At 67.4% G+C, this 22,160-nt stretch carries 19 protein-coding genes; 6 read left to right on the forward strand and 13 right to left on the reverse strand.

Annotation, left to right across the window (positions count from 1 at the left end):
* Positions 1-61: 61 nt before the first annotated feature.
* From FCN77_RS27155 to FCN77_RS22035, 12 genes are all read right to left on the reverse strand, one after another.
* The gene (locus FCN77_RS27155; RefSeq protein ID WP_254678685.1) at positions 62-241 is read right to left on the reverse strand and encodes a hypothetical protein; all 180 of its coding nucleotides are present in this window, start codon (positions 239-241) and stop codon (positions 62-64) included.
* Positions 242-328: 87 nt separating this feature from the next.
* Positions 329-790 carry a hypothetical protein gene (locus tag FCN77_RS27160; protein WP_254678686.1) on the reverse strand — a complete coding sequence of 154 codons (462 nt, stop codon included), beginning with the start codon at positions 788-790 and terminating at the stop codon, positions 329-331.
* A 36-nt stretch (positions 791-826) separates the two neighbouring features.
* Positions 827-1,705 carry a CPBP family intramembrane glutamic endopeptidase gene (locus FCN77_RS21990; RefSeq protein WP_137323986.1) on the reverse strand — a complete coding sequence of 293 codons (879 nt, stop codon included), beginning with the start codon at positions 1,703-1,705 and terminating at the stop codon, positions 827-829.
* Positions 1,706-1,790: 85 nt separating this feature from the next.
* Positions 1,791-4,514 carry a magnesium-translocating P-type ATPase gene (gene mgtA / locus FCN77_RS21995; protein ID WP_137323987.1) on the reverse strand — a complete coding sequence of 908 codons (2,724 nt, stop codon included), beginning with the start codon at positions 4,512-4,514 and terminating at the stop codon, positions 1,791-1,793.
* 44 nt (positions 4,515-4,558) lie between these two features.
* Positions 4,559-6,652, reverse strand: coding sequence for a S8 family serine peptidase (locus FCN77_RS22000; protein WP_137323988.1), 2,094 nt, complete (start codon positions 6,650-6,652; stop codon positions 4,559-4,561).
* Positions 6,653-6,796: 144 nt separating this feature from the next.
* Positions 6,797-8,629 carry an FAD-dependent oxidoreductase gene (locus FCN77_RS22005; protein WP_137323989.1) on the reverse strand — a complete coding sequence of 611 codons (1,833 nt, stop codon included), beginning with the start codon at positions 8,627-8,629 and terminating at the stop codon, positions 6,797-6,799.
* 47 nt (positions 8,630-8,676) lie between these two features.
* A complete protein-coding gene (locus tag FCN77_RS22010) occupies positions 8,677-9,513 on the reverse strand; it encodes an aldo/keto reductase (RefSeq protein WP_254678687.1) in 837 nt (278 codons plus the stop codon).
* Complete coding sequence (locus FCN77_RS22015) at positions 9,510-10,346, reverse strand: sugar phosphate isomerase/epimerase (protein WP_137323990.1); 837 nt, start codon at positions 10,344-10,346, stop codon at positions 9,510-9,512. The genes FCN77_RS22010 and FCN77_RS22015 overlap by 4 nt, the downstream gene beginning before the upstream one ends.
* Positions 10,343-12,427, reverse strand: a complete 2,085-nt coding sequence (locus tag FCN77_RS22020; RefSeq protein WP_137323991.1) for an FAD-dependent oxidoreductase — start codon at positions 12,425-12,427, stop codon at positions 10,343-10,345. Before FCN77_RS22020 ends, FCN77_RS22015 begins: the two co-directional genes overlap by 4 nt.
* Positions 12,428-12,430: 3 nt before the next feature.
* Positions 12,431-13,555, reverse strand: coding sequence for a Gfo/Idh/MocA family protein (locus tag FCN77_RS22025; protein WP_137323992.1), 1,125 nt, complete (start codon positions 13,553-13,555; stop codon positions 12,431-12,433).
* A gap of 68 nt (positions 13,556-13,623) precedes the next feature.
* Positions 13,624-14,997: an MFS transporter gene (locus FCN77_RS22030; protein ID WP_217496181.1), complete on the reverse strand. Its 1,374-nt coding sequence runs from the start codon at positions 14,995-14,997 to the stop codon at positions 13,624-13,626.
* Positions 14,998-15,155: 158 nt separating this feature from the next.
* Positions 15,156-15,986: an IclR family transcriptional regulator gene (locus FCN77_RS22035; protein WP_137323993.1), complete on the reverse strand. Its 831-nt coding sequence runs from the start codon at positions 15,984-15,986 to the stop codon at positions 15,156-15,158.
* 252 nt (positions 15,987-16,238) lie between these two features.
* On the opposite strand from FCN77_RS22035, the gene FCN77_RS22040 reads away from it, so the two are divergent.
* The 6 genes from FCN77_RS22040 to FCN77_RS22065 all read left to right on the forward strand — a co-directional run bounded on the left by FCN77_RS22040 (position 16,239) and on the right by FCN77_RS22065 (position 21,380).
* Positions 16,239-17,135: a LysR family transcriptional regulator gene (locus tag FCN77_RS22040; RefSeq protein ID WP_137323994.1), complete on the forward strand. Its 897-nt coding sequence runs from the start codon at positions 16,239-16,241 to the stop codon at positions 17,133-17,135.
* Between the two features lie 176 nt (positions 17,136-17,311).
* On the forward strand, positions 17,312-17,632 hold the full coding sequence (locus FCN77_RS22045) for a YciI family protein (protein WP_137323995.1): 321 nt from the start codon (positions 17,312-17,314) through the stop codon (positions 17,630-17,632).
* A 12-nt stretch (positions 17,633-17,644) separates the two neighbouring features.
* Positions 17,645-18,748: an alcohol dehydrogenase catalytic domain-containing protein gene (locus FCN77_RS22050; RefSeq protein WP_137323996.1), complete on the forward strand. Its 1,104-nt coding sequence runs from the start codon at positions 17,645-17,647 to the stop codon at positions 18,746-18,748.
* Entirely contained in the window at positions 18,745-20,412 is a 1,668-nt protein-coding gene (locus FCN77_RS22055; RefSeq protein WP_137323997.1) for an FAD-dependent oxidoreductase, read from the forward strand. The genes FCN77_RS22050 and FCN77_RS22055 overlap by 4 nt, the downstream gene beginning before the upstream one ends.
* 364 nt (positions 20,413-20,776) lie before the next feature.
* Entirely contained in the window at positions 20,777-21,007 is a 231-nt protein-coding gene (locus FCN77_RS22060) for a hypothetical protein (protein WP_137323998.1), read from the forward strand.
* A gap of 133 nt (positions 21,008-21,140) precedes the next feature.
* A complete protein-coding gene (locus FCN77_RS22065) occupies positions 21,141-21,380 on the forward strand; it encodes a hypothetical protein (protein ID WP_137323999.1) in 240 nt (79 codons plus the stop codon).
* A 90-nt stretch (positions 21,381-21,470) separates the two neighbouring features.
* Here the strand turns inward: FCN77_RS22065 and FCN77_RS22070 are convergent, their stop codons facing one another.
* The gene (locus FCN77_RS22070) at positions 21,471-22,037 is read right to left on the reverse strand and encodes a type 1 glutamine amidotransferase domain-containing protein (RefSeq protein ID WP_137324000.1); all 567 of its coding nucleotides are present in this window, start codon (positions 22,035-22,037) and stop codon (positions 21,471-21,473) included.
* Positions 22,038-22,160: the final 123 nt, after the last annotated feature.

The raw sequence follows: 22,160 nt of genomic DNA on the forward strand, positions 1-22,160 counted from the left end.
CTCTGGGCCAGGAACTGGGGTGCTGTTCTGGCAGCATCCTTACCTTCCACATTATCCGCCACTAGCGGCCGGCGGAAGTCTCAGCGAAGCGCTTGCTCCGCCAAGCCGCCACCATAAGCCAGACGGTCCACGCCAGGATCAGCACAATGCCCAACAACGTCGGCAAAGAGTTGGAAGCGGAAAACCCTTCCACGCCGATCACCCAGCCCTGCGCTATGTATGCCACGCCGGACAGCGCCATCAGGTATCCGATCAGCCCTGAGACCCTGCGTGTGGCGGCGACCGCGACGCCGAACAGCAGCAGCGCGGCCCCCAGGACGAAGCTCTGTTAGCTGCGCACGCCCCATTCCAGCCACCGGATGTCCTCCGCGGCGGCAAAGCGCAACGCCTTCTCCGGCTCCGCGGCGCCGGCCCAGGCGTCCACAGCGTGCTTGAGTGCCACACCGTCCACGCCCTGCAGGACACAGTAGAGTGCCAGCGCAGCGATGGCGGCCACAGCGCCCAGCCGGACGGCCCAGGCTGCCGGGCCGTTCCGGACATTGAGGGCGAAGGCCAGCACGATCAATCCGCAGATGAGCACCGCCATGCCAAGGAACTGCCCCAAGTGGACAGCGGTCCAGATGTTGCTGGCGGCATATTCGCTGAACGCTGCGGAATGGTCGTTGGCACTGGCGGCTTCCGGATGCAGGAGCCCGGACAGCGCTGAAACCACGACGCCGGCGAGGAGCAGGCTGGCGGACAGCCGCAGTTCCGGCCGGCGGACACTCACGTTGACCCTCGGATCTTCCATGGCTGCTGATCCCTCCTTTTCTCCCTCTTTTTCCGCCTAGGGGCTGGCGGGCCTGACCGGCCGGATACGCCGCCGGCGCAGGGCATGTCCGCTGCTGCCCTGGCCGGTGGTCCGGGCCCGTACGGCGAGGTAGGCCGCCACTGCCGCCGTCAGCACCACGACTGCCGGGATGTACTGCCACCAATCGGCTGCGTCCAGGCTGCCGGCGGCATTCATGGACCCGTGCAGGAGGCCCAGGATCAGGATGCTCCCGCCGGTCCCCACGTAGACCAGGCCCATCAGACAGCGCACCACGAGGGCAAAGCCGATCAGGACTCCCCACGAGAGGGCAACATCGGCCCAGGGGGTTGCCGTGAACCCGCGCTGGGCAAAAGCCTGGGGCAAATGGATCAGGGCGAACGGAACGGCGGTCAGCAGCGAGCCCGCCAGCACACCCTGCCGCTCCATGAGCCACCGCTGGACCACTCCCGCCCAGGCCAGTTCCTCCCAGACATTGCCCAGCACAGCGCCGATGATCACGGCCTTCAGAAAATACAGACCCGCCGTGGCCGCCCAGCCGCTGCCCGGCTCCCGGAGGGTCCCGGTCACGACGGCGGTCAGCAAAGTCAGGAGCGGAAGGGCAAGCAGCGCAATGACGTACCAGCCGGCGCCCACACGCCAGCGGACCACGCCGCTGAACAGGCGCCTGACGCCGGGACGGCCCTCCGCAGCCGCTGTGACCAGCACCGCGGTCCCGAGCAGGACCAGCAGTTCCACCAGGAGCCCGGGCGTCACGTCCCCCAGCAGCAGGATGGAAAGGCACTGCGCCAGCCAGGCCAGCGGAATGGCGATGATCAGGAAGGCGGCAACGGGGTGCCCGGCGATCCGTGAGCGGACGCTACCGGCGGCAGCGGATGCATTGGGGTCAACGCTCATGATGTGCCTCGGTTCAGGCGAATGTCACCAAGTGCTAACAGCTGCAGACTACGCCTGTTGCCCACGCGATTCCATGGCTCCCGGCTTACCGGGCGGGGGTTGTCCGGGCATGAGTGTTCTTGGTCTTTCTCTTCCGTCCGCCGCGGACCAGCTGTCCGCCGGGGATGCCGGCTTTAGGGGTGCTGAAGCGGGCAGCGCGGCGGGAGATGTGGTGCGAGGGCGCGCGGCGACGGACGGCTGGCGGCACGGCTGCCAGTTGCTGGGCGGCCCGGGAGAAGAACCACTTTTTGGCGAATTCAACCATGACCAGATAGAGCACGGTCATGCCCAGAAGCGCCAGGAAGAACGGCGCGGGCAACAGGTCGAATCCGAGCACACCCGCCAGCGGAGATAACGGAAGGAAGACACCCAGGCAGACCACTCCAAGGGACGCGCCCAGCAGCCCGATGGAAGGCCGGCTCCGCAGGAAGGGGACCCGCCTGGTCCGGATGGCAAAGATGATGAGCGTTTGCGTGGCAATCGACTCAATGAACCAGCCGGCCCGGAACTCTCCGGGAACGGCATTGAAAGCGAACAGCATCAGGGCAAACGTCGCGAAATCGAAGATGGAACTGATCGGACCGAAGAGAAACATGAAGCGCCTGATGAACGAAATATTCCAGTGCGACGGAGCCAGCAGCTGTTCCCTGTCCACACGGTCGCCCGGTATAGCCAGCTGACCGGTGTCGTACAGCAGGTTGTTGAGCAGGATCTGTCCGGGCAGCATTGGCAGGAAGCTCAGCACCACGGACGCCGTGGCTGCGCTGAACATGTTGCCGAAATTGCTGGACGTTCCCATGAGCACGTACTTGATGGTGTTGGCGAAAATCCTCCGGCCCTCCATCACCCCTTCGGCCAGGACGCCCAGGTCCTTGTCCATCAGAACGACGTCGGCCGCGTCCTTGGCCACATCGGTGGCGCTGTCCACCGAAATGCCAATGTCCGCTTTGTGCAGGGCCAGGGCGTCGTTGACGCCGTCACCCATAAAACCCACAGACCCTCCGCTCAGCCGCAGCAGGCCGATAATGCGTGCCTTTTGCTCCGGCGAGACGCGGGCGAAAATGGTGGCCTGCCTGGCGGCGGCGGCCAGTTCCTCATCGGACATGGCCTCTACCTCGGCACCGGTGAGCGTTCCGCCGGAGAGCACCCCGAGCTCGTCACAGACCTTCTCGGCCACCTTGGCGTTGTCCCCCGTGGCGATCTTGACTGTGATGCCCAGGGACTCCAGCTGGTCCAGGGACGCCCTTGCGTTGGCTTTGGGACGGTCCAGGAAGACGAGGAATCCGGCCAGGGTCAGGTCTTTTTCGTCAGCGGGGCTGATATCCGTCAGTGCGTCGGCGGCCCGGGTGGCCACGGCCACCACGCGGGACCCGGCGTCGAACTGTTCATCCAGCAAGGCACGCACCCTGGGCGACGTCCCGCCGCACAGCGCCAGGACGTCCTCCGGCGAACCCTTGGTGACCATGCGGACCCGGCCTCCGGCCTCGCGGACCAACACACTGGTCCTCCGCCTCAGATGGTCAAAGCCGATCACGTCCAGCCGCTCATAACGGGCAGGTTCAAACGCAGCGGCGTCACGGCTTTCCCAGAGCGCGGCGTCCAGCGGATTTTGCCCCACGCTCGAACCCTTTGCCTCCGAGTAGTCGGTCTCGGTCGCCAGCAGGCCCAAGGTCAGCAGCTCGCCTTCGGACATCTCCGGAAATGCCGGCAGGGCACCGGTGAAGCTGATTCTTCCTTCGGTCAGTGTGCCCGTCTTGTCGGTCACCAGGATGTCCATGTCGCCGAGGTCTTCAATGCAGACCAGGCGCTTGACCAGGACCTTCCGCCGGGCAAGCTGTCGGGTGCCCGTGGACAGGCTGGTGCTCACGATGGCGGGCAGCAGCTGCGGGGTGATGCCGACGGCGATGGCCAGCGAGAACAGCAGGGACTCGATCAACGGCCGCTGAAGCAGCAGATTCGCGATGAAGATCAGTGAGGTGAGGACGACAGCGACCTGCAGCAGCAGGAACGAAAATTTCTTAAGTCCCAGCTGGAATTCCGTTTGGGGCTGACGTTCTCCCAGGCCTAGCGCGATCCGGCCGAATTCGGCGTGGCCACCGGTGGCGACCACCACCCCGGTGCAACTTCCCGACTGGATGACGGTACCCATGAAGGCACAGGACGCCAGCTCTGCCAGCACCGTCCCGGCAGGAACCTGCGCCGGATCCTTGCTGGCCGGGAGCGACTCCCCCGTCAGTATGCTTTCGTCACACAGCAGATCCTTGCTGGTAAGCAGCCGGATGTCTGCCGGGATGATGGCCCCGAGTCCCAGATGCACGACGTCGCCCGGCACCAGGGCGGTGACATCCACTTCGCGGGTGGTCCCGTCGCGGAGAACCACGGCCCGGTGGGTGACGCGCGAGTGAAGGGCCTCCGCTGCGCGTTCGGCCCGGAATTCATTGGCGAAGCCCAACCCCACGCTGACCAGCAGGATCACTCCGATCACAATGGAGTTCGTGGCATCTCCCAGGAACAACGACAGCCCTGCCGTGATCAACAGCAGAATCAGGATCGGGCTGCCCAACTGCCGGCCGAACACGGACCAGCCGCTGGCCTGATGCGTGCGTACGGCGTTGGGACCAAGTTCAGCCAGGCGATTGGCGGCCTCACCGCTGTTCAGGCCCGCCCTGCCGGAGCCCAGCTGTTCCAGGACCTGGTCCGAGGGAAGCTGGGCGGCGGTGTAGATCGATATTTGCCTTGGATCCCGTTCCTGGCCGTAGACGTCCGACATGCCGCATCCGTTCGAAAGAGTGGAGTTACGGCTAAGCGTACGGCCTAGGACAGCCGCCACGCGTACGCGTAGGGCTGCGGGAACTGGGTGATCCGGAACGCCCGGATCACGATCTTCGCCTCACCCGGCGGCATGCCCGTCCAGAGCACCTGTTCGACGTTGTTCTGGCGGTCGAAGCCGGAAGAGGCGGAGGAATTTCCGTGCCGCTCGCTGCCGTCCGGCGCGAAGACCAGGAGGTCCAGGTCGTTCTGCAGCTGGGGACCGGGCGGGTCGGACCACACCAGGGTGATCTTCAGCGTCACCCCGGCCGCGGCAAGTTCCGGACTGCCTGCGGCGCCGCGGTGGCGTCTCCCCTGGCCAGTCCGTTTGGGGACCTCTCCCGGGATTTCGATGGTGAAGGAGTCCTCCTGGCCCTGTTCCAACGGGCCGCCTTCGCCCAGGCCGGCGTTGCCGGGCGCACCGGGAAGAACCACCGACCGTGCCAGGTTCACCCTCCCCCAGCCGGAGTTGCCGTTGGGCGAGTCCCCGGCTTCACTGGGGTTGTACTGGCCGGACAGGGTGTCGGCGCCGTTGATCAGCAGGGCCTTGATCAGTGCGGCGCTGGGCGCGGCCAGGCCATTCTTCACCAGGGTCTCGCGGAGCACGGCGGCGCAGCCGGCAACCAGCGGGGTTGCCATGGAGGTGCCGGAATCAAAGAAGAACAGCGGGTCGGTGGAGGTGCCGAAAGTGTTGCTCATCGGGGCGTTCCGCGACAGGGTGGAAAGGATGCTGGTTCCCGGCGCCACGACGTCGGGCTTGATGCGCCCCTCCTTTGTGGGCCCGCGGCTGGAGAACGCCACCATCCCGTCCGGGTTGTTGGCCTGCTTGTCCCGCTTGACCGGATTCGAGGGGAAGTCGCCCGGCCAATAGGTGCCGTAGGATGGCGCGAATTCCTTGCGGAGGCTTTCGCTGGCGCCCACCGTAATGCAGTTCTTGGCCGCCGACTGGGATCCGATGGAGTTCGAGTCCACCACGCCGTCGCTATTGCCGTCCACGCCGTCGTTCCCGGCCGCAAAGCAGATCACCTGGTCCTGGTGGTTCCACACGAATTCGTCGATTTCCCGTGAGCTGGCGTCATAGGGAAGATTCAGTCCGGGCACGCCCCAGGAGTTCGTGTGCACGCGTGCGCCGTCCTCGTACGTGGTCTGGAAGAGGTCGTTGAGGTTTACCGGGATGCCGCCGAGGCCGCCGTTGGAGTCGAGGACACTCTGCAGGATCAGCTGCGCCTCGGGCGCCGTTCCCTCAATGTCCCCGCCCATGGTGGCCGAGTTTCCCCGGCCCAGCACCGAGCCGGCCACGTGGGTGCCGTGGCCCTGCGGATCGTCCGCTTTGTCCGGCGCCGTCCGGCCCAGGGCGTAGAGCGTCCTGACCCGCCCGGTGAACGCCGGGTGCGGGTTGGCGCCGTCGCCCTTGTCGAAACCGGTGTCGGCGACCGCCACCACCTCACCGTCGCCGCGGTATGTTGTCCCGTTGAGCTGCACCTGGGCGTTCAGGATCTCCCGCGCCACGTTGTTGAACAGCTGCCGCTCGCGCACCGGATGGATCTCGCGGATTTCGTCGATCCTGGCCAGCTCCGGAAGCTGCCCCACCGAGGTGGTGATGCGCAGTTTCCCGGGTGTTACGGCGACGGCGTCGGGTTCCACCCTGGCTGCCGCGGCAACCCGCGCGATCAGGTCCGGGCCGGCCTCGATACCCGGGTGCAGGAGCAGGTCCACGCGCTCCAGCCGGCGGTCCGGATGGGGTTCGTGGTCAGCCAGGGACCGGACGTCGCCCGTGTCCGCACCGCGCGGCAGCAGGGGCGGCGGGATCTTGAAGACACGCGAGTACACGTCGGCCCAGCTTACGAACGGCAGGTCCCGCAGGCGGTTCAGGTCTTCCGGGGGGAACGAAACGAGGTAGGTGTTGTCCGAGACGTATTCCTGCATGCGGACGTCGAGGCCCTCAAGCTCTGCGCGCTGTTCCGCCGTCAGCGGTTCGGCGGTCTGGATGAGGATGTGGTCCGACTCCGAGGCGTCCTCGGCAACCAGCCCGGCATCACGCAGGGCACGGTTCTGTTTGATCGGATCAATGGTGATGCCGTTGATGGTGATTTCAGACATGGAATTGTGCCTCCAGGCGATCCGCCGGAAATAGGCCGCCGGCAACTGCTTCGGCACCCGGTGGCCGGGTGCGCTTTAGAAGGAGACCTGGGCCTCCGCCGAGCGACGGCCCCGGAAGGTGAGCGCCAGCATACGCTCGGCTCCCTAGGCGGTCAATGGCGCGCGAAAGGCAGGCTCAGCAGCGGGCCTCGCCTGCGGCAGGTTGCCGTCGTCCTCGTAGGCGGTGGCTCCGGCGAGGTCGCGGCCGGCGATGTAGCCGAACGTGAGGGCGGGTCCCAGGTTGATGCCGCCGGCGGGGTAGTGCCCGCCCATCACATTCGCCTGGTCATTGCCCGCCACGTACAGGCCGGCGATCGGTTCGCCGTCGTTGTCCAGCACCCGTGAGCTGCCGTCGGCGTCGAGTCCGGCGAAGGTCCCGAAACTGCCGGGCACCACGCGGACCGCGTAGAACGGCCCCTTTTCGATGGGCCCCAGTGACGGGTTGGGCCGCGTCCTGGCATCGCCGCCGTAACGGTTGAAGGCTGTCTCGCCGCGGCCGAAGTCCGGATCCACACCGAGGCGGGCGTTGCGGTTGAACTCCCCGACGGTCGCTTTGAGGCCGGCGGGGTTGATCCCGCATTTGGCGGCGAGTTCCTCGATGGTCCTGCCCTTCTTCAGGTAGCCCGAACGGAGGTAGGGGAACAGCGGCACCGGCAGCGGCTTGGCCATGCCCAGCGGGAACCTCCGGACAAACGTGCTGTCCGCGATCTGCCAGGACTCGGCCGTCCCGCCTTCGGGGGTGGCCGCCATCAGCGCCGAGACGTAGTCGTAGTAGCCGTTGGCCTCGTTCACGAACCGCTTGCCGGTGGCCAGGACCCCGATGCTGCCCGGTTTGGCGCGGTCCATGATGTGCGGGAAGATCCCGGTCCGGCCGTTGCTGTACGCCACCAGCGAAACGGGGCACCAGGCCGCCGGGGATTTCACATCGGTCCTGAACCGGGCACCCACGGCCTGGGCCAGGCTGATGCCGTCCCCGTTTGTTTCCCTCGGTGCCAGCGTCCAGTGTTCGCGGCCGGTGGGAGTATGGGGAAACAGCTCCTTCCGGCGCTGGACGTCGTTCGGGAATCCGCCCGCCGCCAGCACGACGCCGCGTGCGGCATTGATCTGCAGCTCACCTTCCGGGGAGCCGACGACGGCGCCGGTCACCTTACCGGTGTTGTCGGTGAGGAGCCGTTTGGCGGGCGTGGAGACGCGGAGGTCCACGCCCAGGTCATCAGCTGATTTCATCAGGCGCCCGGTCAGGGCGGTGCCGTTGACCAGCTGCATGTTCCGGCGGTGCGTCAGCAGGTCCAGGAGATGGAGACCGAAGCGCCAGCCGGCGTGGAAGATCCCTTTTGGGTTTCCCTGCGAGGCGGAGAGGAACTTGGTGAGGTCCGGGCCGGCCATGATGCCCATGCCCAGGAAGGATGTCTCGTAGAGCTGGTGGCGCATCTTCCGCCGGAGCTCCGGACGGATTTTCCGCGCGTTGATCGGCTTGGGACCCACCGAGCGGTTGCCCCTTCCTGCGCCCGGAACCTTGCCGTAGATGTCATTGATCCTGGCGCCGGGGACGAACTGCAGGGACGTCTTGTCCTGGAAGAATCCCACCATGTGCGGCACGCCCTCGAGGAAGGCGTCAACCCTGTCCGCCTGGTACTCCTCCCCCAGCGTGTGACGGAGGTAGGTGCGCAACGTTTCCCTGTCCTCTTTCACGCCTGCAGCCCTCGCCAGGGGGTTCCCGGGAGTCCAGGCCCAGCCGCCGGACCAGGATGTGGCTCCGCCGCACACCCCGGCCTTTTCCACCACGATGACGGTGAGGCCGTGGTACGCCGCCGTCACGGCGGCCGACAGGCCGCCGGCTCCGGAACCGACCACCAGGACGTCGCAGTCAAGGACGGGAAGCCGGTCCTGCTCCCGAATAGAGGCCGGGGCCGGTGTGGAGGCGGTGCTCGTGTTCATGGGATTCTCCATAGTGGTTCTCTCGGTGTCTCTCAGTGGCCGCGTTGTTAGTGGCCGTAGTTGTCTGAATCGAGGCGCGGCGGGGCGCCGGTCTCCAGTGCGTTGATGGCCGCCAAGTGGGCCGGTGTCAGCTCGAAACGGAAGACATCCAGGTTTTGCCGTTGCCGGGAGTCGCTGGCGGATTTCGGCACAGCGATGCGGCCCTGCTGCACGTGCCAGCGCAGCACGATCTGGCCCGGCGTCCTGCCCAGTTCCTGCGCCGGCCCGGTGATGGCGGGGCTGGCCATGAAGTCCCCGTTCCGGCCCAGCGGGCTGTACGCGCCGGTGATGATGCCGTGCTCCCGGTGGAAAGCGAGCTGTCCGGGCTGGCCGTGGGCAGGGTCCACCTGCACCTGGTTGACCGGCACAGTCAGCCCGGCAGCCAGGACCTGGCGCAGGTGGGTGGGCTTGAAATTGGAGACACCCCAGGCACGGATGGCGCCGTCGTCCGCCAGCTGCTGGAGGCCTTCACAGGCCGCGACGAAGCGGCCCAGCGAGGGGTTGGGCCAGTGGACCAGGAACAGGTCCAGGTAATCCACGCCCAGCCGCCCCGCGGAGCGGTCAAAAGCGGTGCGGACGCCGTCCCGGCTGTGCCAGTCCTTATTGAACTTGGTGGTGAGGAAGAGGTCTTTCCGTGCGATCCCGCTGCGTCGGATTCCCTCCCCGACGGCGTCTTCGTTGCCGTAGTTTTCGGCGGTGTCGATGTGGCGGTAGCCGTTGGCGATGGCGCGCTCCACGGCATCGGCGGCTGCCTCGCCCACCATCGGCCAGGTGCCCAGCCCGATCAGCGGGACGCGGACTCCGGCGGCGAGTTCCGCCGTCGTGCTTTCCAGCACTTCGCTCACTTGCTTCCTGCTTTCTGGAGGTTGTCCGCTGCCTGCAGTACCGCGTCGGCTGCAGTTTTGAGGTTCCGGGCCCAGCCAAGTTCCCCGAGTTCGGCAACGCGCCGGTCCGACGGCGTTTCCACGCTCACGGGCGTTCCGGCGGGGAAGGCGGCCACCAATGAAGCGAGATCGAACCCGCCCTCGCCGGGGACGCCGCGCTCCGAACGGGACTCGGTGACGAGGCCGTCGCGGCTTGCGGGCCGCAACGCCGGACCGTCGCAAAGCTGCAGCAACGGGACCAGGTCCTGGCTGCCTGCCAACTGTTCGTACGTGCCGCCGAAACGGTTGAAATGCAGGGCGTCCACCACTATGTTGCAGCCTGCGTGGCGGGCAAGCGCCGCCGCGGCGGGGATGGAGCTCACCGGCTGGTAGGAGATCGGTTCCAGCGTGGGCACGATGCCGAAGCCCCGCCCGTCTTCCGTCATCCGAGCGAGGGTGTCCGCCAGTCTGGCAGTGTCCGCGTCGGCGCCGGCGACGGTCAGCGAACTGGCGCCCAGTGCCTGGCCTGCTGCCATCATGCGCAGCCAGGCCTCACGCTGCTCGCTGCCGTCCAGGAGCAGGAACTCAATGTCCTTCACTGCCACCCCGGTGTCCCGCATCCGGGCCAGGGTTTCCTTGAGCATGGGCGAGCCCGGCTGCAGGTCGTAGGCGCGTTCGGTGGCAGTGACCGGCCGCACCCGGGCGCCGATGAAGTCGAAGCCCGTCTGTGCGGCGATGCTCACGAGCTCCGGCGGAGCCGTTCCCACCAGGGACAACTGGGCCAGGCCCACTTGGCGGTGTGGATACGTGGTCATGATGCTGCTCCGTTCAGGGTGAGTTCACGGTTCCCGGTGCGTCCTGCAGGCGTGCCGGCGGCGAGTGCAGCGGCCACGCGCTGGGCGGCGTCGTAGCCGCTCTTCACGGCGTTGGACGCGGTGGCCGGCGTCTGGTCGACGACGGTTCCGGCAAGGGTCACCGGGACTCCGGCCGAGAGGCTCAGCGCGGCGTCGCGGTCCCGGGCCGGCACCGAGCCGTCCAGCGGGGCGACAGAGCGGGAGACCAGCAGATCGCCGGGGGCGTCCAGCCACTCGCCGGAAGCGTCCGGTCCGGCGCCGCCGGCCGACCTGACCCGGACCCGGGCGCCGTCGTACTCCTCGATGGTGGCGCCGAGGCGGATCCGGACCCGAGGATTGGCCTGGAGCCGGGGCACGGCCAGGATCTTGGCGCGGCGGCCGGATTCGGGCGCGATGACCTCCTGCGGGCCCACCAGCAGCACGGCAGTACCAAGGTCCGCGAGGGTGTCCGCCACGGTCATGGCCACGGAATCGGCGCCCCAGATGGTCACCGCCCCGGGAATGTCCCCACCGTTCAGTACCTCAGGATGGGCAGCCAGCCACTCGCGGATGTCCAGGACGCTCGGGGACTCCGCGCCGGGGAACCTTGCGGCAGGGCGCGACCCGCCCGTGGCCAGGACGACGGCGCCCGCGCCGGTTTCGCGGACCAGCGCACCGAGGCTGCCGGTGTCCACCTGCGTGCCCGGCCGGACCTCGATGCCGAGCCGGGCGTTCTCCTCCGCCGACCATTCAAGGAAGCGGTGGAAGTCCGGGGTTGACTTCATCCGCTCGGCCAGGGCGAACTGGCCGCCCGGGCGGGCGCCGCTGTCGAGCACGGTCACCTGCGCCCCGGCTTCAGCGAGTTCGCGGGCCGCGGTGAGGCCTGCGGGACCGGCGCCCACCACCACCACGCGGGAGCCTTCGCGTACGGCGGGCGTGGGGACCGGCACGCGGGAGCGGCCGACGGCCGGGTTGACGGTGCACGTGACCTGGCCGAGTCCCAGGTTGTCGATGCAGACATTGCAGGCGATGCACGGGCGGTAGCGCCCGCCGCGCAGCACGCCCCCCACGAAGGCGGGGTCGGCGTGGATGGCGCGGGCCAGGCTGACGAAGTCGCAGGTGCCCTCGCTGAGGACCTCTTCGATGATGGCCGGTGAGTTCAGCCGGCCGGCCATGCCCAGCGGAAGCCCGAACCGGCGGTAGGTCTTGGCGTAGTCAGCCAGGATGCCCGGCTTCCATTCGCCGGACTGGACGATCCATTCGCCGGCTTCGTAGCTGCCGGCGGAGATGTCCAGGAAGTCGAGCCGGTCCAGGTGCGCCCTGCCGATGATCTCCAGCTGCTGCTCCGCCGTGATGCCGTCCGCTGGTCCTTCCACCACGGAGACGCGCATGCCGACGATGGCATCCGGGGCGGCCCGGCGGACTTCGTCGATCACCAGGTTCATGAACCGTTCCGGGGCGGCGAACTCGTCCGTGCGGTGGTTGGAGATGGGGGACATGAACTGGTGGATCAGGTAGCCGTGGGCGCCGTGGATGTTGATGACGTCGAAGCCGGCTTCCACCGCCCGGCGGGCAGCCTGGCCGTACGCCGCCACGAGATTGAGGCACTCCGCGACGGTAAGCTCCCGCGGCACCTCGCCGCCGGCCGCCCCACATGGCACCGGCGACGGCGCCAGGTTCTTGAACCCGGACACCGCGGCCTGGGCGGTGCGGCCACCGTGGTTAAGTTCGACGGCGGCCAGCGCGCCTTCGGCGTGCAGCGCGTCGGTGAGTTTGCGCAGGCCCGGGATCACGGCATCGGTGTGCAGGCCCAGCTGGTGGGTGCGGCCTTTTCCGTCGGCGCGCACGTAGGTGGCCTCGGTGGTCACCATGCCCAGGCCTGCTTGGGCGCGCGTGACGAGGTAGTCGATGTACTGCCCGGTGATGTGCCCGTCGGTGGTGCCGTAGTTGCGTTCCATGGGGGCCGACGCCAGCCGGTTGCGGAGGGTCCGGGGGGTGCGACCGTTGCGCCCGAGGGTGAGCGGGCGGGCTGCGTAGCGTTCCTGAATGCTGTTCCCAGCCATGCCCTAGCCTGCGACTTTCGCGGCGGCCCCGGCAGGGACCTGAACGGCGGCGAAACGGACAGGAAGACCGGTACGGGAGGATTCGTAGACCGCCAGAAGGATCCTAAGCGACTTCAGGGCATCCCTACCGGTGATGGCCGGTTCCGCGCCGGTTTCCAGGGCCCGCACAAAGTCCCGTACCTGGCTGGTGTGGTGTGGAATCAGCTGGCTGTTGATCGTCGAGAGATCAACATTGGGCTCCACGCCTTCGGGGTGAACGGGGTCCACGACGATCTCTTCGCCGACCGCCCACAGGTCAAGCCGCCCGTCACTGCCTTCAGGGAACTCCGTCAGTGATGCCGAGGCGCCGGTTTCACCCGTGACCCGAAGCTGGATTCCCAGGTTGGGTGAGACTGCCGTCGATGCTTCCAGGGTTGCCATCGCTCCCGACGTGAAGGTGATGACCGCCGTGGCCGAATCTTCCACCTCGATGTAGTCTCCGTGCCGGTAGGTACTGACCTTCCCGTACACCTCGGCAACATCGCCGAGATACCACTGCAGCAGATCGATCTGGTGGATGGCCTGCGTCATCAGCACGCCGCCGCCGTCGTTCTCCCAGGTGCCCCGCCATGCGTCACGGGAATAGTACTCCGGGGCGCGGTGCAGCATCACGGAACACTGGGCCATGATCACCTGGCCCAGCGTTCCGTCGTCGATGGCGGAACGGATCCGCTGGGCCGCGGGCCAGAAACGCCGCTGGAAGAGCACCCCCAACCGGACCCCGGCCTCCTCGCAGGCAACGACCATTCGCTCCGCCGCGTCCAGCTTGGTGGCTACCGGCTTTTCGCACAGAGCGTGGACTCCGGCGGCGGCGGCCTGCAGCACCACCTCCTCGTGCGTGCGGTGCGGAGTGCACACGGAGATGATGTCCAGGCCGAGGTCCAGGAGCCCCGCCACGGTGTTCACCGCGTTCGGGACATCCCAGGACTCGGCGGTGGCACGGGCCCGGTCCAGGTCGATGTCGCAGACTCCGACGATCCGGACGTTGTCCAGGGTGCCAAAGGCCTCGAGATGGTTGCGGGAGATGGCGCCGCAGCCGACGATGCCGACGCGGAAGATGCGGGTGCTGGCGGATGCTGATGGAGTCACTGGAGGATCAACTTTCTGGTGCGTGGGTGGGCGGGCGGGGACGGCGGCGCTGATGGCGCCGTCGGGCGCTAGGCGGAAACGCGGCGCTTCCCGGGCAGGCCGAGCTCTTCGAGCGGGGTCTTGTGGGTTTCCTGCGCCGTCGCTATGGCGATGGCGGAGACCGTAAGGCAGACCACGGTGAAGCTGGCCACCGGAATCCAGCCGCCGGGGCCGGGCTGTGCCAGCATCGTGGCGATGACTGGGGCGAACCCGGTGAGGATCAGGCCCACCTGGCTGCCGATGGCCATCCCCGAGTAGCGGACCGCGGCGGGGAACATCTCGGGGAAGAAGACCGTCCAGACGCCGTTCCAGCAGGAGTAGAACACGGACATGTTGAGGAACCCGAAGACGAAGATCAACGGCACGTTGTGCTCACTGATTGCCCAGAAGTAGCCGAACGACGTGGCAGCGCAGCCGAGGGCACCCACCAGGAGCACCTTCTTGCGGCCGAACCTGTCAGAAATGATGCCCGCAAGCGGGATGGTGAACATGGACAGCCCGATGGTGACGGCGTTGACCGTAAGCATCAAGGTCCGGTCCAGCCCGATGGAACTTCCTGTGGCGTAGGCCAGGGCATAGACGGTGAACGTTGTCTGCATGACGGAGAACAGCATGACGAGGGCGACCCGCAGCACGTCGCGCCACTGGGTTTTCAGTACCTCGGCCGCCGGGATGCCCTTGGGCTTTGTCGATTCCACGGCCCCTTCGAAGACCGGCGGCTCCTCCAGCCGGGTGCGGATCCAGTAGGCGACGCCAAGGACCACGACGGACAGCCAGAAGGGGACGCGCCAGCCCCAGCTGAGCAGCTGATCTTCAGGCAGGGCGGCCAACGGGATAAAGACCACGGTTGAGAGCACCATGCCGGAGGCGTAGCCGGTCATCACAAAGCTGGTGAAGAAGCCGCGGCGCCCTTCCGGGGAGTGCTCCATGGTGAGGGTGGACGCACCGGCGGCCTCGGCGCCGGCGGAGAAGCCCTGCGCCAACCGGCCCACCAGCAGCAACGCGGTAGCCCAGTAGCCGACCTGCCCGTACGTGGGCAGGAAGCCGATGCCGATCGAGGCGACGCCCATGATCACCAGCGTGATCATCAGGGCCTGTTTGCGGCCGATCTTGTCTCCGAAGTGGCTCATCACGATGCCGCCAAGAGGCCGGGCGAGATAGCCGACGCCGAACGTTGCCATGGCGCCGAGCAGCGCCACTACGGGATCGCCGCCGGGGAAGAAGATCTTGGGGAAGACGAGGGCTGCGGCCGTTCCGTAGATGAAGAAGTCGTAATACTCGAGGGTGGATCCCAGGAAGGAGGCCAGGGCTGCCTTCTTGGGCATTTTGGCGGGAAGGGTTTCCGCCCCGTCCAGGACGGCGGCCTGGGCAGCTGGCGTAGGGGGCTGCATTACGTGTCCCATAGTGTGTCTCCTCATTGAGTGTCACGGGGTTGAATGGTGGTGGCCGGCGCCATCTTGGAGTGGCGTTCCGGTGGAAGTTTCGAAGCCGCGGCTCTGAAGAAGAACTGTATGAGCGGCGTCACGAACTCCGGTCCGGAATCCCATTCAACGGGACGGAACTAGTTCGCCGCGTCCCTGGTCTCAGTCTCCTGGCGGCCGGACTCCAGCCACGGCCGGGTGCCGTAGGGGCGCCGTTCCGCGCCCATGGTGCGGGACAGGCCACGGCCGGCCGCTACCAGGACGGGAAGGATGACGTGGGGGTTCTCATGTGCGGTGGGGAGCACGACGGCGATGGCACCAATCACACGGTTGCCCTCACCGAAGACGGGCACCGCGTAGGCGGTGTTCTCCGGTACCAGGACCCCGGCCATCCGGACATAGCCCCGCTCCCTGATCAGTGCCAGGTGCGCCCGGACCTTCACTGGGTCCGTTTCCGTATTTGGCGTGGTCTTCTCCAGCGGGCCGGCGAGGAAGCGCTCCTGCACGTGGCGGGGCATGTGCGCCAGCATGGCCATGCCGGACGTGGTGTTGTGGATGTCCAGCCTGCCCGCCACCGCTGCCAGGTTGGTTGCCGTGCCGTGCTGGTCCAGCTGTTCCAGGTACAACACGCTCCGGGATTCGACGTCCGGAATGGACAGGGATACCTGTTCCCGGACGGCGGCGTGGACGCCTTCCAGGAAGGGAAGGCCCCTGCGCCGGAACTCCTCGAGCGGGTTGCTGCGGGAGGCGAGCTCCCACATCTTCATGCCCACGCCGTAATCCCCGGCCTCGCCGCGGTTCAGGAGCCCGTTGTCCACGAGATCGTTGGCCAGCCGGTGGGCCGTGCCGCTGGACATCCCGGTAATGCGCACCAGGTCGCGGAGCGTCAGCCGCGGATGGCCCTTGGAGAAGGCGTCCAGGATCTTCACGACGCGCTGGATGACGGACTCCCCCGATGCGGAGTTCGCCATGGTTCCTCCCGGGTTGCCGTCTGCGTTGGTACCGCCCGCGGTATTGCAGCCTGCGTTCGTACCGCCCGGGGTCGCCCGCACTTCGGGACCCGGGACTGTCTTGCCAATATAGCCCGGTGCCCGCAGGACAACGCGCGAACTGGAACGCGATCTGGAAGTAGCCTTGGGGTGACAACACCGGCGTCCGGTTGCCACCGCGGTGCAGGCAACCAAGGGCGCAGGTAGCCAGGGGAATTCAGCGGGAGGAACGGCGTGGAGCTGCGGCAGATCGAGGCCTTCCTGGCAGTGGCCGAAGAATTGCACTTTGGCCGCGCCGCCCACCGGCTCCGCATGGCGCAGTCGCCGCTGAGCCAGACCATCAAGAAGCTGGAGAAGAGCCTCGGCACAGCACTTTTCGAACGCAACACCAGGGCCGTCTCGCTGACTACCGCCGGATATGCCTTCCTTCCGCATGCACGGAAGATCCTTGAGGAGTTCGACCTGGCACGGCGGGCTGCCACGGCAGACAGCGGGGAGGTATACGGCCGTCTCAGCATCGGCTTCTCCGGAGCTCTGAACCACAAGACGCTTCCGCCACTGACCAGGGCATTGCGCAACCGCTACCCCCGCCTGGAGCTGACTCTCACCGGCGGATTGCTCACCCAGGATGCCCTCGACCAGCTGGGAAACGGCTCCCTGGACCTGTCCTTCATCGGGCTTCCGGTGGATGCACCCTCCCTGGCCACCCGGAGCATCGCGGTGGAGCCACTGGGCGCCGTATTGCCTGAGGACCATCCCCTTGCGGGCCGGGCCTCCATCAGCCTGGCCGAACTGGCAGTGGACGGATTCATCACCATGCCGGCCGCCCAGGGCTCCACCCTGCGGGAGGCCATCTTCTCGGCTTGCACGGCCGCCGGCTTCCGGCCCCGCGTGGTCCAGGAAGTCTCCGACCCCTACACCGCCCTGTCCCTCGTAGCCGGCGGCGTGGGGGTCAGCCTGATGCCCGACTCGGTCGCCGGCATCATGCCGGGCGGCACGGTGTTCCGTCCGCTCTCCGGCGCGGTACCGCTGCTGGATTCGGGCATCGCATGGAATCCCGCCCTCATCTCGCCAGCCTTGAAGCTGGCCCTGGAGCTCGCCGACACCGTGCTCCCCACGCCGGCGCGCTGACGCCGCTCCGAGGATGACTATGTGCCTTTCGCACATAGTCATTGACCAAGTAAGTATTGGACTTGTCTCAATTCCGACTCCACCATTGAGTGACATCAAGGCGTGACCGGCCCGGAAAGAGGGCCGCTGCATCACCGCTCAATAAAGTCACCGCTCAATGAAGAGGAAACCGCCCCATGGCAACTTTCGCCGTCACCTACGCTTACGCCGACGCCACCGCCGCCAGCCGCGATGAGCACCGTCCGCGCCACGTTGAGTTCCTGAAAGCACAGTTCGACGGCGGCCGGCTGGTCAGGAGCGGCCCGTTCGGTCCTGAAGAAGCTCCGGGCGCCCTGCTGATCATCAAGGGCGACTCCAAGGCCGACGTCGAGGCCCTGATGAACCAGGACCCGTTCTTCATCAACAACCTCATCGAAGCGCGGAACATCCGGCAATGGAACATCGTCTTTGGCGCCGACCCAGTCGGCGCTGACGCGGCCAACGCCGTCCGGAACTAGGGCGGCCGCACCATGCTGACTGCACGGACCGTCGCCAAGGAAACCATCCGCTACGAGGAAATGGCCGAACCAACCCTGGACGCGGGCCGGGCCTTGGTCCGCGTGCACAACGTCACCCTCTGCGGCACCGATCTGCACATCTGGGAGGACGACTACCCCACCGGGCTCCCGATCGTCCAGGGCCACGAGTTCTCCGGCGTGGTCGAAGCCATCGGCACCAACGCCGCCGGCATCCGCGTCGGGGACCGGGTTGCCGTCAGTCCCATGACTTACTGCGGCCACTGCCAGCCGTGCCGCTCGGGCCGGTTCAACGTCTGCCGGAACATCGGCTGCATTGGCTGCTACTCCGACGGCGCCCTGGTGGAACTGCTCAGTGTCCCGGTGGACAAACTGTGCCCGGTTCCCGACGGTCTGGCGCTGGAGCTCGCCGCTATGGCCGAACCGGCGTCCATCGCCATGCAGGCCGTCAACCGGGGCCGCCCTGCGGCAGGTGAAACCGCCCTGGTCCTGGGCAGCGGCCCTATCGGACTGCTCGCGACGCTCTACCTGACCGGCCTGGGCGTGAACGTGGTCTGCGCCGACACCGAAGCAGACCGGCTCGAACTGGCAGCCGCCTTCGGCGCAGTGGACACGCTGCTGGTTGAACCCGCGGCCGGTTTCCCGGATGCCGAGCAGGCAGCGCGGCTGGATCAGCTCACCGACGGCTACGGCCCCGGCCTGGTGCTCGAGGCCACCGGTGCACCATCCTCGCTGGAGAATGCCATCCGACTCGTGGCCAGCGCCGGCCGCATCGTCCTGGTGGGCATCTCGGCGCGTTCGGCCACCGTGTCCATGAAGGACATTCCCTTCAAGGAACTGGACCTGATGGGCAGCCGCAACAGCCTGAACCTCATCCCGGACGGGCTGGCCCTCCTGGCCCGTCATCCGGACGCGGCCCGCGCCCTCCTGACCCACCGCTTCGCCTTCGAGGAGCTGCAGCAGGCCTACGAGCTGATGCGCAACCGCTCGGAGAAGGTGGGCAAGATCCTGATCGAGATGCCGGCCGCCCGCCCGCCCGGCTCGGTGGATGCCTCAGCAGGCGCGGCAGGTACAGCACTGGCGGGGGCGTCGGCATGACCACCGGCCCGGAGCCGGGTTCCCTCCTCACGCCGGTGGGGCAGCTGGCCGCCGCGTATGACGTCGTGGTGGTGGGCAGCGGCGCCGCCGGGCTGGTCTCGGCGGTCCGGGCGGCAGACGCCGGACTGAGCGTGCTCGTCGCCGAGAAGGCGGCCCTGCTGGGCGGCACCACCGCCGCGGGCGGCGGGGTGATGTGGGCTCCGAACAACCACCTGGCCCGGAAGGCCGGCTTCCGCGACAGCCATGACGACGCCGTCGCGTACCTCAGCGAGGCAGCCGGCCATGCGCTGTCCGCGGAGGAAATCGACTGGTACGTCCGCACCGCACCGCGCGCCGTCGAATACCTCAACGGCAGCACCAGGGTGTCCATGACCCCGATCGCCCGCCCGGATTACCACATGGAGTGGAACGGAGCGGCCGACGGCGGACGCGGCCTGGACAACGACGCCTTCGATCCGTCGGCGTACCCGGGCCTGGCGGAGGCCATCCGGCCGTCGTCGTACTTTCCGCTGCTGACCATGACCGAACGGGACGAGCTCAACGGCCGCGCCGCGGACCCCGGACTTCTCGCCCGCCGGGCAGCCACCGGCGTCCGGACGATGGGAGGAGCCCTCGTGGGCCGGCTGCTCGCGAGCGCCCTGGACCGTGGCGTCCACATCGCCGCCCAATCACCTGTTGCGGACCTCGTCCGCAACGGAACCGGCTGGACGGTGACGCTGGGAGATGCGCCGGACAGCAACCGAACCGCCAGCACAACCCGCGCCGTCAAGCAGGTGGAGGCAGCCGCCGTCGTGCTGGCCTCCGGAGGGTTCGAGTGGAATCCCCGCCTGCGCAAGGCCTTCCTGGCGTTCCCCGTGACGCCCATCAGCGCCCCGTCCAACGAGGGCGACGGGCTGGAACTGGGCCTCAAGAACGGGGCGGCCGTGGCGGACATGACGGCCATCTGGGGCGTCCCGGTGATCTCCGCGCCCGAGCATCAATACGACGGACGGCAGTCCGGCCGGATGGGCAACGTGGAGATGACCCTGCCGGGTTCCATCCTGGTAAACGCCGCGGGACAGCGGTTCGTCAACGAAGCGCTGAACTACCACGACGCCTGCCGCGTGTTCGCGTCGGTGGACCCGCACACCGGGCGGCAGCAGAACAACCCGGCCTGGCTGGTGTTCGACTCCACCTACCTGTCCAAATATCCGGTGGCCGGCTCCATACCGGGGTCTCCGGCCGGCTGGATGACCTCGGCCGGGACGGTGGAGGAACTCGCCAAAAGACTCGGGATCGACGCTGCCGCGTTCAGCGCCACGGTGGCGCGGTTCAACGCCGACGCTGCCGCCGGCATCGACCCGGAGTTCCACCGCGGCGCCACTCCCCAGGACCGCTTCCTGGGCGATTCGGGCAACACCCCGAACCCCTGTTTGGCTCCCCTGGCCACCGGGCCGTTCTACGCAGTGCCCGTTTCGGCAGGCGTGCTTGGCACCTCAGGGGGCCTGGAAACCGACCTCGACGGCCGGGTCCTGGACCGCCACCGGCGGCCGATCCCCGGGCTGTACGCCGCAGGCAACGTCTCGGCCGGCGTGTTCCGCAACAACTACCCCGGCGGCGGCGCCACGCTGGGCTCGGCCATCACCCGCGCCTTCGCCGTTGGCGAGCACCTGGCGAAGCGCTAAGAGCACTAACGAACACCAAGGCAAGGCGCCGACGGCGGGAGCTACCCGTCGTCGGCCCCTTGCCTTTTTGCTTCAGGCAGGCCGCTGGTGTGATGCAGGACACAAAACAATTTTCACCGAATTGATTGCCTTGCTGCCCGGCGGTCCGGCACACTAAGGGAGGATCCGCAGGAACGGAAAGTTCCCGGTCCCTCCGCCGGACGCATTGCGCCGGCCCCGCCCCATCACAGAATGCCGGGCATCCTCGAATCACTTCCAGCCTTCGCCGGCACTTCTCTGCCCTCCCATTTTCCCTACCGGAAACAGCCCTATCCATAATCTGCCCAGGATGCCCATGCCCCTTCACCGCGAAAGAGAGCTCCCCATGATCAAGCACCACTCCGACATCCTCCTCGAGATCATTGCCCACGATCCCGCAACGATCGAAAACGACCTCAACAGCGCCGTGGACATCGCGCTACGGCACGCCATGCAGGAACGCCGCCACGGCGTGCTGGTGACCCAGACCGGTTTCTCCACCTACACCGTGGCCGTGAGCCGCGACGTCCCCTACGGCGAAACCCGGGAACAGCGGCAGTGGGCGTCGATGGCGTAAGGACACGCCGCGGGACGCGCACCTGTACTCACCGTGCGCCCCGGCTGTAGCGTGGAACGGAAAGTCCGCCTAGTACGGGCCGGCGCTTGGAGCAGGCCGGACAGATCCGATACTTCAAGATCAGGAGCAGTCCATGAGCACTGAACACAACGAGCCCGAAGACATCGTGAGCGACGGAGTCGAGGACAAAACAAGCCCGCTGCCGAAGGAAAAGCCTGCGGGCCAGGCCTCCGGCCGCCACGCAGCATCCGGCCCCGCTGATAGCGGCCCCGCCGGGGCGGGCGGCACCAAACCCCCGGGACCGGCCGAGGAGCAGAACAGCGAAACCGGGGACAACCGGGGACTCACCACGGAACCCAGCTCCAGCGACTGAACAGCAGCAAAGAGGAGGGGCCCGACGGCGGCAATTGCCGCCGTCGGGCCCCTCCTCTTTTGTTCGCTGCGATTTGTTCGCGCCTGCCGGTTAGGGCGTCTGGCCGGCGTGCTCGCCTTCTTCGATCTCTTCGAGCAGTTTGTCGTTGAAGGCCTCGAGGTCGCCGGGGTGCCTGCTGGTCACGAAGCCCTGGTCCACCACCACTTCCTCGTCGCGCCAGTCCGCACCTGCGTTCTTCAGGTCGGTCTGGAGCGTGTGGTACGAGGTCAGCTTGCGGCCGCGGACCACACCGGCGTCGATGAGCAGCCACGGGCCGTGGCAGATGGACGCCACCGGCTTGTGCTGTTCAAAGAAGCTCCGGGCGAAGGCCTGGGCGTCCTTGTCCACCCGGAGGTGGTCGGCGTTGACCACCCCGCCGGGGATCACCAGGGCGTGGAAATCGGAGGCGTTGGCCTCGGCCACAGTGATGTCGACGTCGAACTTCTCGCCCTTTTCGGTGCCGTCGTAGCCCTGCAGCTTGCCGGCCTTGGGCGCCACCAGGGTGGGCTCACCGCCGGCTTCCTTCACGGCGTTCCAGGGGCTGGTCAGCTCCACCTGCTCCACGCCGTCGCTCAGCAGGAACGCAACCTTCTTGCCTGCAATATTGTGCGCTGACATATGTCCTCCTCTTGCCGGAGCGGGGGGGTGATGCAGCCGCTCACCGGCCGCACTGTCCCCCGCCGAGGGTTGATGCCTTACGGGTTAAACACTATGAAGCCCGGAAATAATAAGCAAGCTGAC

It is taken from the genome of Arthrobacter sp. 24S4-2 (genome assembly GCF_005280255.1).
In the GTDB taxonomy this organism is placed as follows: Bacteria; Actinomycetota; Actinomycetes; order Actinomycetales; family Micrococcaceae; genus Arthrobacter.

Excerpts from the sequence above, each read along its gene's own strand:
- FCN77_RS22000 (WP_137323988.1), bottom strand. The coding sequence starts at position 6,652 with ATGTCTGAAATCACCATCAACGGCATCACCATTGATCCGATCAAACAG.
- FCN77_RS22050 (WP_137323996.1), top strand. The coding sequence starts at position 17,645 with ATGCTGACTGCACGGACCGTCGCCAAGGAAACCATCCGCTACGAGGAA.
- FCN77_RS22045 (WP_137323995.1), top strand. The coding sequence starts at position 17,312 with ATGGCAACTTTCGCCGTCACCTACGCTTACGCCGACGCCACCGCCGCC.
- FCN77_RS22070 (WP_137324000.1), bottom strand. The coding sequence starts at position 22,037 with ATGTCAGCGCACAATATTGCAGGCAAGAAGGTTGCGTTCCTGCTGAGC.
- FCN77_RS22005 (WP_137323989.1), bottom strand. The coding sequence starts at position 8,629 with ATGAACACGAGCACCGCCTCCACACCGGCCCCGGCCTCTATTCGGGAG.
- FCN77_RS22055 (WP_137323997.1), top strand. The coding sequence starts at position 18,745 with ATGACCACCGGCCCGGAGCCGGGTTCCCTCCTCACGCCGGTGGGGCAG.
- FCN77_RS22065 (WP_137323999.1), top strand. The coding sequence starts at position 21,141 with ATGAGCACTGAACACAACGAGCCCGAAGACATCGTGAGCGACGGAGTC.
- FCN77_RS22020 (WP_137323991.1), bottom strand. The coding sequence starts at position 12,427 with ATGGCTGGGAACAGCATTCAGGAACGCTACGCAGCCCGCCCGCTCACC.
- FCN77_RS21990 (WP_137323986.1), bottom strand. The coding sequence starts at position 1,705 with ATGAGCGTTGACCCCAATGCATCCGCTGCCGCCGGTAGCGTCCGCTCA.
- FCN77_RS22030 (WP_217496181.1), bottom strand. The coding sequence starts at position 14,997 with ATGGGACACGTAATGCAGCCCCCTACGCCAGCTGCCCAGGCCGCCGTC.
- FCN77_RS27160 (WP_254678686.1), bottom strand. The coding sequence starts at position 790 with ATGGAAGATCCGAGGGTCAACGTGAGTGTCCGCCGGCCGGAACTGCGG.
- FCN77_RS27155 (WP_254678685.1), bottom strand. The coding sequence starts at position 241 with ATGGCGCTGTCCGGCGTGGCATACATAGCGCAGGGCTGGGTGATCGGC.
- mgtA (WP_137323987.1), bottom strand. The coding sequence starts at position 4,514 with ATGTCGGACGTCTACGGCCAGGAACGGGATCCAAGGCAAATATCGATC.
- FCN77_RS22015 (WP_137323990.1), bottom strand. The coding sequence starts at position 10,346 with ATGACCACGTATCCACACCGCCAAGTGGGCCTGGCCCAGTTGTCCCTG.
- FCN77_RS22035 (WP_137323993.1), bottom strand. The coding sequence starts at position 15,986 with ATGGCGAACTCCGCATCGGGGGAGTCCGTCATCCAGCGCGTCGTGAAG.
- FCN77_RS22060 (WP_137323998.1), top strand. The coding sequence starts at position 20,777 with ATGATCAAGCACCACTCCGACATCCTCCTCGAGATCATTGCCCACGAT.